We start from the raw sequence: 13,904 nt of genomic DNA, 5'->3' as shown, positions 1-13,904 counted from the left end.
GCAAGGACGGCAAGCGGCCTCCGTGGATGGAGAAGCCGAGCGTCGCCACCCAGGCCCTGAAGTTCGTCTTCCTGGCCATCTCGGTGGCGCTGGTCGTCATCCCCTTCTGGACGGTGATCGCCACGTCCCTGGCCGACCAGAAGACCATCAACGACTCCGGCGGCGGGATGGTCCTGTGGCCCGGGAGCGGGATCAGCTTCGACGCCTACACCACCGTGCTCCAAGGGGGCGTGGTCACCCGCGCGGTCCTGATCTCCATCGGGGTCACCGTGGTCGGGACGTTCCTGTCGCTGGCCGCGACCGCGGGTCTCGCCTACTGGCTGTCCCGGCCGGGTGCCCTGGGCGCCAAACCGGTGCTCATGCTGGTGCTGGGCGCGATCCTCTTCGCCCCGGGACTCATCCCGAGCTACCTGGTGGTCAAGGAGTTCCACCTGCTGGACTCCCTGTGGTCGCTGGTCCTCCCGGTGCTCGTCAACGCCTTCAACGTCATCGTCATGCGCGCGTTCTTCCAGGAACTGCCCAAGGAGCTCTTCGAGTCGGCCGCCATCGACGGGGTCGGAGCCGCGACGGTCCTGCTGCGCATCGTGCTGCCCTTGTCCAAGGCGGTGCTGGCCGTCATCGGGCTCTTCTACGCGGTCGCCTACTGGAACGCGTTCTTCAACGCCCTGCTCTACATCCAGTCCAGCGAGAAGTGGCCGATGGCCCTGGTGCTGCGGACCTACGTGGTCAACCAGACGACGATCGGCGGCGACGCCGCCGGTGAGGCCCTGCCCCCGCAGCTGCCGCTGCAGATGGCCATCCTGGTGATGGCCATCGTGCCGATCCTGCTGGTCTACCCCTTCATCCAGAGGCACTTCGCCAAGGGCGTCCTGATCGGCGCAGTCAAGGGCTGAACCGCCCGCCGCACGACTCACGAGCAACCCACCGGGTCGAGGAGGATCCATGTCAGAGAGCGCTTTCAGTCGACGCAGTCTGCTCGCAGGGGCAGGAGGTGGTGCGGGCCTGCTCGCGACGGGCGGCCTGTCCGCCTGCTCCAGCGGGAACGACAGCGGTGGTTCGGGAGGAGACAGCGGGAAGAACACCGCCGTCCTGCCGACCTACGTGCCCTACACCGGGGTGACCCCGGACCTCCCGGGTACCGAGCAGGGCGTGGACCCCGCCTTCCGGAACTTCCCCGCCGAGAACCCCACCTCGGTCGACGAAGTCCCCGGTCACGGGGAGACGTTGACCGGGATGGCCAACATCTACTTCGCCGTTCCGCCGGGCGTCGGGGACAACACCTACTGGCAGGGCCTGAACGACCGGCTCGGCGTCGACCTCCAGCTGCAGATGGTCAGCAACGCCGACTACCTGCAGAAGTTCCCCACCGTCATCGCCGGCAACGAGCTCCCGGACATGCTGCAGATCCCCGGCCCCGTCACCGGCAGCACCTTCCCGGTGCCCAACCTGCCCCAGCTGCTCGAGAAGCGCTTCACCGACCTGAGTGAGCACCTCTCCGGTGACGCGGTCAAGGAGTACCCCAACCTCGCCAACATCCCCACCCGCACCTGGAAGGCGACGGTCTACAACAACGGCATCTACGGCATCCCCATCGCCCGCGGGGCCATCGGGAACTACCACTTCATCCGTCAGGACCTGTTCGAGGCCGCCGGGGTCTCGCCCGAACCGAAGAGCTACGACGAACTCGTCGAGACGACCAAGGCGCTGACCGACCCCAAGCAGCGACGGTGGGCCTTCAGCCTCTTCAACCAGCCCCGCCAGCTGCTCGGGCGGATGAACGGCGAGCCGAACGTCTGGGCGGAGGAGGGGGGCAAGCTCACCCACGTCTACGAGACCGACCAGTACGCCCAGACCGTCACCGACCTGATCGCCATGTGGAAGTCGGGCGTGATGCACCCGGACTCCTTCGACACGGCCCAGCCGTTCAAGCAGTTGTTCAACGCCGGGACCTGCGCCATCAACGCCGCCGACGGCTACCCGGGGTGGATCCAGTACCAGCTCGACAACGCCTCGAACCCGAACTTCAAGCTCGGGTTGATGCCCGTCCACCTGCGTGACGGGAGTGGACTGGCGCACTGGGCCTACGGCAACGGGTACTTCTCGATGACCATGCTCAAGCAGCAGGACGACCCGGAGAAGATCAAGACGGTCCTGCGGGTGCTGAACTGGCTGGCCGCACCGTTCGGCACGGAGGAGTACAAGTACCGCCTCTTCGGCCAGGAGGGTGTCGACCACACGCTGGACCCGGGGGGAAACCCGGTGCTCACCCCGACCGGGACCAAGGACACGGTCCTGCCCATCCGCTACCTGGCCGACAGCCCGTACAACATCTACGTCCCCGGTCGTCCCCAGGACGCCGACACCCAGCACGAGTACCAGTCGCTGGAGATCCCCACCGGCATCGCCAACCCGGTGATCGGGCTGTACTCCAACGCCGCCTCGACCGACAACGCCACGGCCGACAAGACCTTCACCGACGGCGTCAACGACGTCGTCCAGGAACGTCGTCCGTTCGCCGACCTCAAGACCCTGGTCTCGACGTGGAAGAACTCGGTGGGGGACAAGATGCGCACCGAGTACCAGGACGCGCTGCAGAAGGCGGGGGCGATCGCCACGAGCTGATCCGGCACCCCGATCCGTGATCCCGCTGGGTTTCCCCGCACGATCACGGATCGGGGGTTAGGGGTGGGGTGGTGGGGGCCCTTCCACCGTCGGCGAACGGGGGAAGTGAGTCGAGGAGGCTCAGGTTGTGTCCCTCGAAGGCGCTCACCCCGAGCGCCGGGAACGTCCGAGGAGGACACTCATGAACACGCTGTCCGTGTGGCGCCGCAGCCCCTTCGAGACCCAGGCCCAGTTCGACGCGCTGGTCCGCAACAGCTTCGGGACCTCCACCGGTTTCGTCCCGGCCGTCGAGGTCGGCCGCGACGGGGACGACGCCGTCGTCAAGCTGGAACTCCCTGGTGTCGTCCTGGAGGACGTCACCGTCGAGGTCGAGAAGGGCGAGCTCGTCGTCCGCGGTGAACGCAAGGACCCCCGCGAGGAGTCCGCGCGCCGACGACCACCGGTCGTCAGCGCGCCCGCCGGAGGGAACTCGAGAGCAGTGCGGCGTGCACGAACGCCTGGGGGAAGTTCCCGCGCAACTGGCGTTCGCGCACGTCCCACTCCTCGCTCAGCAACGCCGCCGGACCGCACGCGGCCCGGTTGCGCTCGAAGAACCGGAACGCGTCGACCTCCTGGCCGTCGGCGTGCAGGGCCTCGGCGACGACGAAGCCGCAGAGCAGGAACGCCCCCTCGGTGGTGCCCAGCGGCATCGAGTCGGGGGAGTAGCGGTAGACGTAGTGGTCCTCGACGAGGTCGCGGCGCACCGCCGCGAGCGTCGCCCGCGACCGCGGGTCCTCCACCGGCAGGGCGCCGTGCAGGACGGGACGCAACAACGCCGCGTCGACCCCGGGCTGGGTCGGGCTGCGCTGCCACCGGCCCTCGTCGGGGTGCAGGCAGTCGCGCGAGGTCCGCGCGAGGATCGTGTCCGCGAGCGCCGCGTAGCGCGCCGCCTCGCCGGGCGAGGACACCGCCGCGATGCACTTCAACCCGGCGACGCACTCCAGGCGGGAGTGCGTCCACCAGTCGTCCTCGATCTCCCAGATCCCGGCGTCGGGTTCCTCCCAGCGCTTCTCGATCGCGGAGACCGCGACGCCCACGGCGCGCCGGCCGTCGGTGCCGAGGACGTCGAAGCGCGCGGCGGAGGCCAGCAGTTGCAGCACCTCACCGAACGCGTCGAGCTGGAACTGCCCGCGGACGTGGTTGCCCGCGATGTCCCACCCGCCGGGGTAGCCGGGGACCCCGGTGTGCCGTTCGTCGGGGACGGGGGCCCCCAGCACGGTGTAGGCGGGCACCAGGTCCGGCCCGTCGGCCAGGACCCGCTGGACCACGAAGTCCACGAGCGTCCGGTACAGCTCGGTCGGTTCCCCGCACTCGGCGAGGGCGAGCCCGGCGTAGCACTGGTCGCGGATCCAGGCGTAGCGGTAGTCGTAGCTGCGGCCCTTGTCGGCGTGCTCGGGCAGCGACATCGTCGCGGCGGCGACCATCCCGCCGGAGTCCGAGGTCAGCCCCCGGATCAACGCGAAGGAGTGCCGGGCCTCCTCGGGCGCGATGGAGTGCGGGATGTCGGGCACCGCCGACTTCCAGGTGTGCTCGGTGGAGGTCCAGGAGTGCACCGGGTCCGGGGGTTCTTCGCGCAGGCGGGTCCCGACCTCCAGCACGAAGTGGTGGGAGGTGCCGGCCGGGACGCGCAGGTGCGCCCGCAGCATCCCGTCCTCGACGTCGGCGGAGCCCAGCCCGGTCAGCCGCACGTGCAGGTCGCCGGACCGGGCGCTCCAGCGGCCGGAGTCGTCGCGGCGCAGGTTGCGCAGCGCCTTGGACCCGAACTCGGCCCGCAGGTCGAAGAGGACGTCGACCTCGCCGTCACCCTCGACGGCGACCACCTCGCGCAGCAGGACCGCGCAGTGGGGGTCGCTGGGCATCGCCATGGCGTCGCGGCAGTCGATCGTGCCGTCGCCGCGCGAGGTCCAGTGGTGGCGGAACACCAGCGTCGCCGGTTCGTAGTGACCGCCCCAGACGAAGGGGTGCGACGGGGTGACGGAGAACGCGCCCCGCCCCCCGAGCAGGGCGGCGAAGACGGCGTCGTCGTGCCAGTTCGGGGCGCACATCCACACGACGTCACCCCGTGGGCCGACGACCGCGCCGCGGGCGCCGTCGGCGACGACGGCGTAGTCGCGCAGGACGTGCGGTGGGAACTGCTTCGTGAACTCGTCGGGCGTCACCGGGGCGCCTGCGCCCCCGTCGTGAGCAGGAGCTTCCCGACGTGGGAGGAACCCTCCATGACCTCGTGGGCGCGCGCGGCCTCGGCCAGCGGGAACGTCTCGTGCACGACGGGGCGCACCCCGCCGTCGGCGATCAGCGGCCACACGTGGTCGCGGACGCTGGCCACGATCGTCGCCTTGTCGTCGGCGTCGCGGTAGCGCAGTCCGGTGGCGTGCAACGAGATCCGCTTGCGCATGAGGAGGCCGAGGTCGAGTTCGGCGTGGGTGCCGCCCTGGGTGGCGATCACCACGAGGCGGCCGCTGGTCGCCAGCACGTCGAGGTTGCGGGCCAGGTACGGCGCGCCGACGAGGTCGAGCACGACGTCGGCGCCGGCCGGTTCGAACGCGCGGACCGCCTCGACGAAGTCGTCGTCGTGGTAGTTCACCAGCACCTGCGCGCCGAGTTCCGCGCACTGCTGCAGCTTCTCCGCCGACCCCGCGGTGACGGCCACCCGGGCCCCGACCTGACGGGCCAGCTGGATGGCCATCGTCCCGATCCCGCTGGACCCGCCGTGGACGAGGAGGAGCTCGCCGGGACGCAGCCCGGCGAGGGTGAAGACGTTCGACCAGACCGTGCAGGTGACCTCGGGCAGCGCCGCGGCCTCGACCACGCCGACGCCCTGGGGGACGGGCAGCAACTGCCCGACCGGGACGAGGACGCGTTCGGCGTAGCCGCCGCCACCCAGCAGCGCGCAGACGGGTTCACCCACCGACCACCCGACGTCGGGCCCGGTCGACTCGATCCAGCCGGAGACCTCCAGGCCCGGGTTCTCGGGTGCACCGGGGGGCGAGGGGTAGTGGCCGAGGCGTTGCGCGACGTCGGCCCGGTTGACCCCCGCGGCGGCGACGCGGACCACGACCTCGCCGGGGCCCGCCACCGGGTCCGGCAGCTCGGTGGGGACGAGGACCTCGGGGCCCCCGGGACGTTCGACGATCACGGCTCGCACGTCGCGACACTACGTCGGGCCCGGCTCACCCGCCTCCGCATCCCCGTCCCCGTCCCCGTCCCCGTCTGCGAGCAGGCTCCGGGCCCGGTCGAGGTCCTGCGGCACGTCGACGTCCAGCGCCTCCCGCCCGCTGACCGCGACCTCCCCGACCCGGCCGCGGAACAGTTCCCGCAACGGCTGGCCCGCGATCGCCGGCAACCCGTCGAGGACCCGCTGGGCCGAGGTGCGCCGGTGCGCAGAGAGCAGCGGCTGACGTCGACCGTCCCCGTCGACCCCGACGACGGCGTCCAGGTCCGGGTCCGCGGCGAGGGCGGCGAGGAGGCGGGGCACGGCGCTCGCGGCGAAGGGCTGGTCCCCGCCCAGCAGCACCAGCACGGGCGCGGTGCTCGCGGCGAGGCCCGCGGCGAACCCGGCGAGCGGACCTCCCCCGGTCGGGCGCTCCAGAACCCCGCCCGGTCCGACGATGACCACGTCGTGACCGGACAACTCGCGCAGCAGGTGCTGCAGGACCGTCCCGGGACCCAGGGGTGCGGCGAGCTTGTCCGCCCCCGGTCCCGTGCGGGCGGCCCAGCGGGTGCTCCCACCGCCCGCGACGACCACGACGACGACACCCTGCACCGGACCTCCTGGTGGCACGTTCGAGCGGAAGGGTCAAGCAACCACGCCGAGCTGCCGATGAGCCGAACGAGGGTTGTCGGGCCCGTGGAGTTCACCTCGTGGGTCCACGTCCCGATCACCACTGAGTCTGCTCGGCCAACGGTGGGCAGTTTCGCCCGCCCACCATCGCGTACGGAAGGTTGACATGCTGCGGAACCTGAGCATCCGAGCCAAGCTCGCGGTCCTCCTGGTGGTACCTCTCGTGTTGCTGCTCGTCGCCGTCGTCGCGACGGCAGCCCAGAACGTGACGTCCACGACGGAACGCCGCCACCTGGCCGCCTACGCGAAGTCGGCGCAGACGATCAACGGCTTCTTCACCGCTCTGCAGACGGAGCGACGGAGCACGCTGGAGTACCTGGCCGCGCCGGCCGACGACCTCAAGGCGCAGGTCGCCACCGACCGCGCCGCCACCGACGCCGCCACCGCCGGGGTGGCCGGGGCCATCCAGACCAGCGGCCTGGACCTGACCGCCGGGTCCAGCGCAGTGGTCTACGCGAGCGTGCAGAAGGCCCTCGCGGAGACCCTCCCGCAGACCCGCGCCGCCGTCGACAACGGCACCACCACCCCGCTCGCCGCGCTGAACAGCTACAGCGCCGTCGCCTCCGCCGCCACCGACCTCACCGTCACCGTCGCCGAGCAGGCCCAGGACCGCGACCTGGCCGACGACATCGCCGCGTTCGGGTACCTCCTCAAGCGCGTCGACGCGCTGTCGGTCGAGCAGTCCGCCGGTGACCTCATCGTCCAGGGCAACACCAACGTCGCACTGGACGTCCTGCGCGGCAACGCCATCGAACAGGGCAACTACTTCGAGGCGCAGGCCCGCTACCGCCTGCACGCCGACGGTGCGGCGGCCCTCGACGCCACCCTGAACAGCAGCCAGGTCACCCAGTCGCTGGCGTTCCTGAACCAGGACCGCAACATCTTCGCCGCCGCCACCGGCACCCCCTCCCTGCCCGAGAAGGGCTGGGAGGAGACCTCCGGCGAGGTCATCACCGCCTACCGCGCCGCCACCAACGAGATCGCGACCACCGTCGCCGACCGCGCCGACGCCGCGTCGAGCCGCGCCACCCTCGGCACGCTGGTCCTGGTCCTCGGCGTCCTGCTGGTCTTCGTCGCCGTCGCGTTCTTCGGCCTGCGCGTCGCCCGCGACATCGGCCGCCGCCTGCGCGCCCTGTCCGACGCGGCCATCACGGTCCGCGACGAACTGCCCCGCATGGTCGAGCGCATGCAGACCCCGGGCGAGGGTCCCGGCGTGGAGTTCAGCCCGCTGGAGGTCACGAGCACCGACGAGATCGGTGACGTCGCCCACGTCATCAACGACCTCAACGAGACCACCTTCCGCATCGCCGGGGAGCAGGCCGCGCTGCGCGCCTCGATCGCGGAGATGTTCGTCAACGTCGCCCGTCGCGACCAGACGCTGCTCGCCCGCCAGCTGGCCTTCCTGGACCAGCTGGAGCGCACCGAGGAGAACCCCGACACCCTCGAGGACCTCTTCACCCTCGACCACCTCGCGACCCGGATGCGGCGCAACGCCGAGTCCCTGCTCGTCCTCGCCGGCATCAACACCGGGCGCCGCCTGCGCCGCCCGCTGCCGCTCTCGGACGTCGTCCGCACCGCGGCCGGTGAGATCGAGCACTACGACCGCGTGGACCTCGCCCTGCAGGTCGACCCGCCGGTCGTCGGTCACCTCGCGCTGTCGGCCTCGCACATGATCGCCGAGCTGCTCGAGAACGCGACGAACTTCTCCGACCCCGGCACCCGCGTCGTCGTCGGCACCGCCGAGACCGACCGCGGCGTCGAGATCACGATCAAGGACAGCGGCCTCGGCATGAACGCCGAGGAGGTCGAGACCGCCCACCAGCGCATCTCCGGTGGTCGCGCCTCGGAGTTCGTCGGGGCCCAGCGCCTCGGGTTCTACGTCGTCGGCCGCCTCGCCGGCCGCCTGGACGTCGAGGTCGAGTTCGTGACCTCCGAGAGCAACGGCACCACCGTCACCCTGGTCCTGCCCGCGGCGCTCTTCACCCCGGGCTCGGTCAAGGCCGGGGAGCCGGAGCTCGCGGCCCTCGACAGCGGCCTCCCCTCGCTCGAGGGTGGCGTCTCGGCCCTGCCCGACGGCGGTGTCTCGGCCCTGCCGGAGGCCCCGTCCGCGCTCCCCGCGGGACCGGGTGGCCTGCCCACCCGCACCCCGGCGGCGCCCACCGGTGGCCCGAACACGATCGTCAGCAACCCGCTGGCGGCCGAGGGCCTGGGCGACGCGCTGTCCGCGACGCTGCAGAAGTCCGCGGCCGAGGCGGCCGCGAGCTCCGAGGTCAACGCCTCCGCGCCCAAGTCGAAGGTCGAGGGCCGGCAGCTGCCGACCCGCCGCCGCACCGCTCAGGCGCAGGCCAAGGTGGAGGCGTCGCCCGCTCCCGTCGCTCCCACCACCCCCGTCGCCCCCACCGTCCCGGTCGTGGCGTCGGAGGAGGACTGGAAGCCGGTCACCGCGTCGGCCCCCACCACCTCGGCGATGCCGAAGCGCGAACGCAAGGCCGAGGCCCCCACGGCTCTGGCTGCGGCGCAGGACATCCTGCCCACCGCAGGCAAGAAGGCCCGCAAGGTCCGCGAGACCGTGGCCCCGCCGAAGACCGCCGCCGAGGCGTTCTGGACCTCCCGCAAGCGCAGCGAGGCGACGACCGCCGAGGCGTCCGCACTGGACGCCCTCGAGGCCGACCGCGCCGCGCAGCAGGCCGAGGAGGCCCCGCACGTCGAGGCCCCCGTGGTCGAGGCGCCGGTGGTCGTCGAGGCCCCCGTGGTCGAGGCGCCGGTGGTCGTCGAGGCCCCCGTGGTCGAGACCCCGGTGGTCGTCGAGGCCCCCGTGGTCGAGACCCCGGTGGTCGTCGAGACCCTCGTGGTCGAGACGCCCGTGGTCGAGGAACCCGTCGCCGCGGTCGTCGAGGCGCCGGTCGTCGAGGCCCCCGCGGCCCCGGTCGCGATCCCCGCGCAGACCCGCACGGTCGGCGAGGCCCTCCGCCAGCGCAGCGCGCTGGCCGCCGACGCCCTCACCGCCCTCACCGACGGGCAGAACTTCACCCCCTCCCGGGGCAGCGGTTCCGCCCCGCTGGTCCGCCGCCAGGCCGGGGCCACCGCGGCCGCGGCCAAGCCGGTCCCGGCCCGCACCTCCGCGGCCAACCGCCAGCGCCGTGCCCCCGCCGACGTCCGCTCGATGCTCTCCGGCTTCCAGGCCGGCGTGTCCCGCGGCCGCACCGAGGGCGACACCCCCACCACCGAGAGCGGTGGCGATGGTGACGCCTGACCCGCCCCCCCGGACCTCCCGGGCCCCACGCTCCCGGACCCCACGGTCCCGCGGAGAACACCTCCCGCCCCACCACGACCAGCAGTCGACCCGACAGAACTGCGAAAGAAGAGGAATCCCACTGTGACCGTGCTCAGCTCCGAGGCCGCCGACTTCAGCTGGCTCCTCGACAACTTCGTCAAGAGCGTCCCCGGTGTCGCCCACACCGTCGTCGTCTCCGCCGACGGCCTGCTGATGGCGATGTCGGACAAGCTCGACCGCGAGTCCGGCGACACCCTCGCCGCGATCGTCTCGGGCGTCTCGAGCCTGGCCCGCGGCGCCGCCCACCAGCTGCAGTCCGGGGAGGTCCGTCAGGCCATCATCGAGATGGACGACTCGTTCTTCTTCCTGGTCAACATCTCTGACGGTTCCGTCCTGGCCGTCTCCGCGGAGGCCGGCTGCGACGTCGGGCTCATCGGCTACGAGATGGCCATGCTGGTCCAGCGTGCCGAGACCGTCCTGACCCCGCAGCTGGTGTCGGAGATGCGGGCGAACCTGCCCACCTCCGCACCGGTCGCCTCCCGGTGGTGACGCGACGTGACAGCACCTGGTAGCGCGGACCTCTGGTCCGACGACGACGACCAGGACCTCGAAGAGTTCACCGTCCGCCCGTACACCGTCACCGGTGGCCGGACCCGACCGAGCAACGCCGACCTCCCGGTCGAGGCGCTCGTGGAGGCCCTCGCCGAACCGGAGGTCGGGATGACGCCGGAACGGCGCAAGATCCTCGAACTCACCAAGAAGTCCTACCTGTCGATCGCGGAACTGTCCGCACACGTCCACCTGCCGGTCGGAGTCGTCCGCGTCGTGGTGAGCGACCTGTCCCAAGCCGGGAAGGTCCGCATCCACGGCCTCACGATGACCTCCGCCCCCCAACCCGCGACAACCATCAGCGTCCTGGAGAGTGTTCTCAATGGCATTTCCTCGCTCTGACGTGAGCCCCGCCGGAGCCGGAGCGCCCGCGGGAACCGCACCTCAGGCCCCGCCCACCGTCGTCAAGATCGTCGTGGCCGGCGGGTTCGCCGTCGGCAAGACGACCTTCATCGGCTCGATCTCCGACATCGAGCCGCTGCGCACCGAAGCCGCCATGACCGAGCACTCGGTCGGCATCGACGACGCGGGTCTCAACTCCGACCGCAAGACCTCCACCACCGTCGCCATGGACTTCGGCCGCATCGCGCTGCCGGGGAACCTCTGGCTCTACCTGTTCGGCACCCCGGGCCAGGACCGCTTCCTCTTCATGTGGGACGACCTGGTCAAGGGCGCCATCGGCGCCGTCGTGCTCGTCGACACCGACCGTCTCGACCAGTGCTTCCCGGCCGTCGACTACTTCGAGTCCCGCGGGATCCCGTTCGTCGTCGCCGTCAACTGCTTCGACGGTGTCGCCCAGCACGACCTCGACTCGGTCCGGGAAGCGCTCGGCGTCCCCGAGCACGTCCCGCTCGTCTACACCGACGCCCGCTCCAAGGCCGCGACCAAGCACAGCCTCATCACGCTCGTGCAGACGGCGCTCGCGCGCCTCAACGCCGGGGCCTGACCCACCCGCCCGCGACGCCGGTCCCCCTCGGGGGGCCGGCGTTCTGCGTTCCCGGGTCCCCGACCCCGGACCCGCTCAAGGAACCCCGGCCCGGCTGCCGATGGCGGGAACGAGGGGTCCCCGCCACCGAGGACCCCGCCCCAGCTGAGGAGTCGTCCGTGACCCGCACCATCCGCAACCTCGGCGTCGGGACGCGCATCGCCGCGGGCTTCGCCGTGATGACCGTCCTGCTCGCGGTCCTCGCCGCCGTCGGCCTGGCCCAGCTCTCCGCCGCCCAGCACCGGCTCGAGGTCATGAGCGGGCAGAACGTCGCCGCGCAGCAGAAGCTCGCCGAGGTCCGCACCACCTACAACCGGATGTCGAAGGACCTCCTGGCCGTCGCGCTGACCCCCTCCGAGGACACCCAGTCGGCGGTCGTCACCGACGAGACCGACGTGAGCGACGCCTGGGACGCGTTCAAGGCCGCCGACCCCGGCGTCCCCGCCGACCAGCTCAGCGCTGTCGACGCGGCGCTGACCGACTACCTCTCCGGTGCTCGCGTCCTGCTGGGCATCGCCCTGACGGGTGACCAGGCCGCCTTCGTCGCGACCCGCGGCGACGACAGCATCGCGGTCGCCGCCGGCGGCATCGGCCACGGCAAGACCAACGACGCCCTGAAGGTCGTCCAGGCGACCATCACCGAGAACGCCGTCGTGAGCACCCGCGAGGGCACCGTCGCCTACGGCCACGCCCGGTGGGCGCTGCTCGGCACCGCGCTCGCCGCGATCGCGGCCGCCGTCGCCCTCACCGTCGTCACCACCCGCAGCATCTCGGTGCCGCTGAAGCGCACCCGTGAGGTCGCCACCGCGCTCAGCGAGGGACGGCTCGACGTCCGCGTCGGGACGTACAGCCGCGACGAGGTCGGCGCGACCGCGCAGGCCCTCGACTCGGCCCTCGACACCCTCGCGATCACGGTGCGTCGCATCCGGGGTGGGGTCGACGGGTTGCAGAACTCCTCCGGGCGCCTCGGTGAGGTGTCCCGGCAGCTGACGGCCGGCGCGCACGACTCCGCGAGCCAGGCCGACGTCGTCTCGCTGGCCGCCGCCGACATCTCCGCCAGCATCGGGACCGTCGCCGGCGCCAGCGAGGAGATGACCGCGGCCATCCGCGAGATCGCCTCCTCCACCGCCGACGCCTCCACCGTGGCCGCCGACGCCGTGCGTTCGGCGGGCGAGGCCAGCGAGACCATCGAGCGGCTGTCCTCCTCCAGCCAGGAGATCGGCGACGTCGTCAAGCTCATCACCTCCATCGCCGAGCAGACGAACCTGCTGGCCCTCAACGCGACCATCGAGGCCGCCCGGGCGGGAGAGATGGGCAAGGGTTTCGCCGTCGTCGCGGGCGAGGTCAAGGAGCTCGCGCAGCAGACGGCCCGCGCCACCGAGCAGATCACCCAGCGCGTCCTCGCCACCCAGGGCGACGCGGCCGCCGCGTCGGCGGCCATCGCCCAGATCGGCCTGGTCATCGGCAACATCGACAGCCTGCAGACGACCATCGCCGCGGCCGTCGAGGAGCAGTCCGCCACGACCGCGGAGATGGTCCGCAACGTCACCGAGGTCTCGACGGGATCGCAGGAGATCTCCACGAACATGCAGGGGATCGCCGCGTCGTCCTCGCGCACCCGCGACGCCGCCGAGAGCACCCGGGACTCCGCCGACGAGGTCTCGCGCGTCGCGAGCGACCTCCAGGACGCCGTGGCGGGCTTCCGGCTGTGACGTCCGTCCCGTGACGTCCGGGCGTGGGCGTCCGGGAGCCTTCCCGGACGCCCAGGGCCACCCCCGTCGCCGCGGGGTTTCAGCTCCGGCACTCGAATGCCGATGAGCAGACAGAGCAAGTGAACGAGCAAGTGACACACCGTGGTCCCGCCCGGGATCACACCGCCGCGAGAAGTGGGAGTCCACGTGGACGACATGGACGAGATCGTCCAGGAGTTCCTCGTCGAGAGCTACGAGAACCTGGACCAGCTGGACTCCGACCTCGTGGCGCTGGAGCAGCAGCCAGGCTCCCGCGAGCTGCTCGCGAGCGTCTTCCGCACCATCCACACGATCAAGGGCACCTCCGGGTTCCTGGCGTTCTCGCGCCTGGAGGCCGTGGCCCACGTCGGTGAGAACCTGCTGGCCCGTCTGCGTGACGGCCAGATCGTCATGACGCCGGTCACCACCGACGTCCTGCTGCGGATGGTCGACACCATCCGCGAACTGCTCTCGAAGATCGAGGCGAACCACACCGAGGACGGCGTCGAGGTCGCCGCCGTCGTCGCCGCCATCCGCGCGGTGCTCGACGGTGAGGAACCCGTCCTGCCGGCCGCCGACGGCGCCGGGGTCGAGGTCGTCTCCGCACCCCCCGCCGCACCGGTCGCCGCGCCCGCTCCCGAACCCGAGCCCGTCGTCGAGGCGCCCGTCGTCGAGGCGCCCGTCGCCGAGACCCCCGTCGTCGAGGCGCCCGTCGCCGAGACCCCCGTCGAGGTCGCGCCGGAACCCGAACCCACCCCGGAACCCGTCGCCGAGGTCCCCGCTCCCGCTCCCGCCGCCGCGGCC

General features: G+C 71.9%; 11 protein-coding genes and 1 pseudogene. 9 read left to right on the top strand and 3 right to left on the bottom strand.

Annotated features, from left to right (window positions below; all coding sequences use genetic code 11):
- Window positions 1-26: 26 nt before the first annotated feature.
- From AC0I8G_RS18990 to AC0I8G_RS18980, 3 genes and pseudogenes are all read left to right on the top strand, one after another.
- Window positions 27-893 (top strand): carbohydrate ABC transporter permease, encoded by an 867-nt coding sequence (locus tag AC0I8G_RS18990; RefSeq protein ID WP_380258431.1) that lies wholly within the window; start codon window positions 27-29, stop codon window positions 891-893.
- Window positions 894-942: 49 nt separating this feature from the next.
- On the top strand, window positions 943-2,622 hold the full coding sequence (locus AC0I8G_RS18985) for a type 2 periplasmic-binding domain-containing protein (protein WP_471731333.1): 1,680 nt from the start codon (window positions 943-945) through the stop codon (window positions 2,620-2,622).
- Window positions 2,623-2,803: 181 nt separating this feature from the next.
- Window positions 2,804-3,058: pseudogene (locus AC0I8G_RS18980) on the top strand (Hsp20/alpha crystallin family protein); the annotation flags it as partial.
- A gap of 10 nt (window positions 3,059-3,068) precedes the next feature.
- Here the strand turns inward: AC0I8G_RS18980 and AC0I8G_RS18975 are convergent.
- From AC0I8G_RS18975 to mobA, 3 genes are read right to left on the bottom strand one after another with little or no spacing between them, the layout of a single operon-like run.
- Window positions 3,069-4,820, bottom strand: a complete 1,752-nt coding sequence (locus AC0I8G_RS18975) for a glycoside hydrolase family 15 protein (RefSeq protein WP_471731332.1) — start codon at window positions 4,818-4,820, stop codon at window positions 3,069-3,071.
- Window positions 4,817-5,806 (bottom strand): NAD(P)H-quinone oxidoreductase, encoded by a 990-nt coding sequence (locus AC0I8G_RS18970; RefSeq protein WP_328294250.1) that lies wholly within the window; start codon window positions 5,804-5,806, stop codon window positions 4,817-4,819. Before AC0I8G_RS18970 ends, AC0I8G_RS18975 begins: the two co-directional genes overlap by 4 nt.
- 9 nt (window positions 5,807-5,815) lie before the next feature.
- The gene (gene mobA / locus AC0I8G_RS18965) at window positions 5,816-6,424 is read right to left on the bottom strand and encodes a molybdenum cofactor guanylyltransferase (protein ID WP_471731331.1); all 609 of its coding nucleotides are present in this window, start codon (window positions 6,422-6,424) and stop codon (window positions 5,816-5,818) included.
- 184 nt (window positions 6,425-6,608) lie between these two features.
- Here mobA and AC0I8G_RS18960 point away from each other — a divergent pair, with 184 nt between their 5' ends.
- From AC0I8G_RS18960 to AC0I8G_RS18935, 6 genes are all read left to right on the top strand, one after another.
- Window positions 6,609-9,755, top strand: coding sequence for a sensor histidine kinase (locus tag AC0I8G_RS18960; protein ID WP_471731330.1), 3,147 nt, complete (start codon window positions 6,609-6,611; stop codon window positions 9,753-9,755).
- A gap of 123 nt (window positions 9,756-9,878) precedes the next feature.
- On the top strand, window positions 9,879-10,325 hold the full coding sequence (locus AC0I8G_RS18955) for a roadblock/LC7 domain-containing protein (RefSeq protein WP_328294253.1): 447 nt from the start codon (window positions 9,879-9,881) through the stop codon (window positions 10,323-10,325).
- Between the two features lie 6 nt (window positions 10,326-10,331).
- Window positions 10,332-10,727 carry a DUF742 domain-containing protein gene (locus tag AC0I8G_RS18950; protein WP_328294254.1) on the top strand — a complete coding sequence of 132 codons (396 nt, stop codon included), beginning with the start codon at window positions 10,332-10,334 and terminating at the stop codon, window positions 10,725-10,727.
- Window positions 10,708-11,331, top strand: coding sequence for a GTP-binding protein (locus AC0I8G_RS18945; RefSeq protein WP_380159027.1), 624 nt, complete (start codon window positions 10,708-10,710; stop codon window positions 11,329-11,331). Before AC0I8G_RS18950 ends, AC0I8G_RS18945 begins: the two co-directional genes overlap by 20 nt.
- Before the next feature lie 158 nt (window positions 11,332-11,489).
- Complete coding sequence (locus tag AC0I8G_RS18940; RefSeq protein WP_471731329.1) at window positions 11,490-13,082, top strand: methyl-accepting chemotaxis protein; 1,593 nt, start codon at window positions 11,490-11,492, stop codon at window positions 13,080-13,082.
- Window positions 13,083-13,277: 195 nt separating this feature from the next.
- On the top strand, window positions 13,278-13,904 hold a 627-nt coding region (locus AC0I8G_RS18935; RefSeq protein ID WP_471731328.1), incomplete at its 3' end, for an Hpt domain-containing protein.

It is taken from the genome of Kineococcus sp. AC630 (assembly GCF_979255925.1).
Note: the sequence above shows the minus strand (reverse complement) of the source record. Positions and strands in the feature narration are given on the sequence as shown.